Genomic DNA, 2509 nt, shown 5'->3' with positions numbered 1-2509 from the left:
CTCCCCGGAGGCGAAACGCCTGCTCGCCGACCTGCCCATCGACCCTCGCAGCGGCGCGCGCGTCTCCGGCGGCGGCTTCATCGAGCATTTCCGGCTGAGCGACGGCCGCGTGGCCGACACGCAGTACCGATTGCTGCCGCGCGAGGTGCAGACCGCCATGCGGCCGGATTCCGAGGACGGCGACACCAGCGGCCTCGACGACGGCGCCGACGTGGTGGGCGACCTGTACGGCAACCTCACCACCCGGCGCGAGCCCGAGCCGGATCTCTTCGACCCCTTCGGCGAGCGGCCGGCCCAGCCGCGCGGCCGCCGTGCTCAGGGCGAGGGCTACGAAGGGTCGCGGAGCCCGTCATGGCCGGGCACCCAGCGCTCGCCCTTCGGCGAGGACGAGCCGCCCCGCGCCCGGCGCCGCGATCCCGACTACCTGTTCGGCGACGACCCGCGCTACTGAGGCGCGGATCCCCTCCCCTCATCAGCAAACCGAGGCCCCGACGTGAAGACGCAGCTTCCGGCGACACGTGTGCTTGCCCAGATCATCGCTTTCCTGCCCGTGCTGGCGCTCGGCGTCCCCGCCTCCGCGCAGGAGGGAATGAAGGTTCAGGTTCCCGCCGACCGGATCAAGGAGGTTCCCGCCATCGAGCCGTCGGGCCTTTCCGCCCTCAAGCCCGGCACGATCCTGTTCACCGACCACCGGGACAATCCGGCCAACCCCGAGAGCGGCCTGACGCCCTATCTCGAATGGCGAAAGCTGCGCCCGGCCGAGCAGGCGGCCCTTGCGCCCTACCCCGCCTATGCCGAGCCCGATTACAGCGTGACGCTCAACGGCGTCTCGAAGCAGCGGCACGAGACCCTGAAGGTCTATGTGGCGCAGGGGCGGTTCGTGGTGGGAAAGCCCGCGGAGTCCATCGATCTGTCGGCCTTCGCCAATCTCGGCTTCGTGTCCAAGATGGACCCCGTCATCAAGCACAAGACCCTGAGCCCCGCCGAGGTGACGCCCACCAAGGATCCGGCCGCCGCCTTCGCCCGGCGCCCGGACCGGGCCTGGTGCGAGGGTGCCGCCGCCTGCATCGAATCCCGCTACGACCTCGAGGGCAAGCTGCCGCTGGGCGTGAAGCTCGCCAACAAGCTGGAGGACGGCGCCTCGAAGAAGGTGGCCGAGTTCGTCTCGTTCCAGAGCGAGTTGCGGACCCTGCCGGCGGCCGAGGCGGCCTCGCTCGCGGCGCTCACGCGGGTCGACACGCCGGTGGCCGGCGGCCTCGAACAGACGATCTTCTGGGTCAACCAGATCCTGCGCTTCGGCAAGTTCCTCGCCGTGTTCCAGCCGATGCCGAACGATCCCGGCAAGACGGTGGTGACGACCTACATGGCGCTGGCGATCAAGGCCGATGTTCTCGACCGCAAGCAGGAATACGCCCGCGTGCCGGTGTTGAAGAACCTGCTTCCCGCCCAGGTGCTCATGGGCAATTCGTCCTTCAACACCGGCACGTCGATCAGTGCCGGCCTGCCCACTTACGCCCGCAACCGCATGATCGCCTTCGCGGACGCCCTGGCGAAGAACTGAAGCAGGAGCCTCAGTTGCCGCGGCTGACGATGGAGGGCATCGACGGGGCGGTGTAGGCCCGGTTCACGTCGCGGCGGGTCTGGGTGCCGTTGGTGTCGTTGGAACGGCGGTAATTCTCGGTGCTGAAGCTGTCCGAGAAGCCGCTGCGGTCGGCGCTGTTGCAGGCCCCGAGGGCACAGAACAGGCCGGCGGCGACGAGGAAGGCGGTGGGACGCATCGGAGGTTCCTGGGGTACTGATCCTGCTGGATCGATCGCCCCTGTCGTGGTGCCGGGGAGGTCGCCGCGTCAAGCACAAGGATAACGAAACGTCACGGCTTACCGGCAGAGTGATGTTCCCGCGCCACGAAAACGCTCACTACGCTTGACGACATTCGGGCATCGGAGGCGCAATCCTGCGGAATCGCCGCCCCTGGATCTGGTGCTCCGGCCCACCTTGGGCGACACATTGTCCGACATGAGCAACGTAGTCCCCTTCTCCCGCCCCCGCGCCGTTCCGGCGCCACAGATCAGCGACGTGGTTGCAGTCGCAGACGATCTGTTCGCCGCCCTGGAGCTGCTTCAGGGCGTCACCCATCGTGCCGCAGCCATGGGCCGTCCCCGCAGGGAGATGGAGCTCACCGTCCGCAACCTGCGCGAGGCCGTCAGCGCCGTGGAGCGCGCGCTCGACTGCATCGGCGAAGGCGACGAGGCCGGCCAGGGCTGAGCCGAAACCGCTTCGGAGCGTGACGCGCTCGGGTGCCTTCTCGACCTGACGGGCGGGGCTGCGGAATTCACGCATGTCGCGGGATGCGCCGTCCTACCCTCCTCCCCGGCGGATCTCGGGCCTGCCCGAGATCCGTCGAGCTTGTGGGGAGGAGTTGGAGGTGGGGGTGGTTGGGTGACCCTCGGCGTGCGGAGGCTGGCGTAGCCACCCGCACTCCTGCACCCGGCCCTTAAGGGGGGAAGGG

At 69.0% G+C, this 2509-nt stretch carries 3 protein-coding genes and 1 pseudogene; 3 read left to right on the top strand and 1 reads right to left on the bottom strand.

The genetic code is table 11. The features are described 5' to 3' along the window. Window positions 1-451 (top strand): annotated as a pseudogene (locus MBTS_RS23115) (glycosyl transferase); the annotation flags it as partial. Window positions 452-493: 42 nt separating this feature from the next. Beyond that, window positions 494-1561 (top strand): hypothetical protein, encoded by a 1068-nt coding sequence (locus MBTS_RS23110; protein WP_192216589.1) that lies wholly within the window; start codon window positions 494-496, stop codon window positions 1559-1561. Window positions 1562-1571: 10 nt separating this feature from the next. Here MBTS_RS23110 and MBTS_RS23105 read toward each other — a convergent pair whose 3' ends face one another. Beyond that, a complete protein-coding gene (locus tag MBTS_RS23105) occupies window positions 1572-1778 on the bottom strand; it encodes a hypothetical protein (protein ID WP_018043129.1) in 207 nt (68 codons plus the stop codon). Window positions 1779-2016: 238 nt separating this feature from the next. On the opposite strand from MBTS_RS23105, the gene MBTS_RS23100 reads away from it, so the two are divergent. Continuing rightward, window positions 2017-2265, top strand: a complete 249-nt coding sequence (locus tag MBTS_RS23100) for a hypothetical protein (RefSeq protein ID WP_026175816.1) — start codon at window positions 2017-2019, stop codon at window positions 2263-2265. The last annotated feature ends 244 nt before the right edge of the window (window positions 2266-2509 follow it).

Origin of the sequence: Methylobacterium bullatum (genome assembly GCF_014845095.1) — a bacterium.
Taxonomy (GTDB): Bacteria; Pseudomonadota; Alphaproteobacteria; order Rhizobiales; family Beijerinckiaceae; genus Methylobacterium; species Methylobacterium bullatum.
Note: the sequence above shows the minus strand (reverse complement) of the source record. Positions and strands in the feature narration are given on the sequence as shown.

Coding starts and splice junctions, on each gene's coding strand:
- MBTS_RS23100 (WP_026175816.1), top strand. CDS start 2,017: ATGAGCAACGTAGTCCCCTTCTCCCGCCCCCGCGCCGTTCCGGCGCCA.
- MBTS_RS23105 (WP_018043129.1), bottom strand. CDS start 1,778: ATGCGTCCCACCGCCTTCCTCGTCGCCGCCGGCCTGTTCTGTGCCCTC.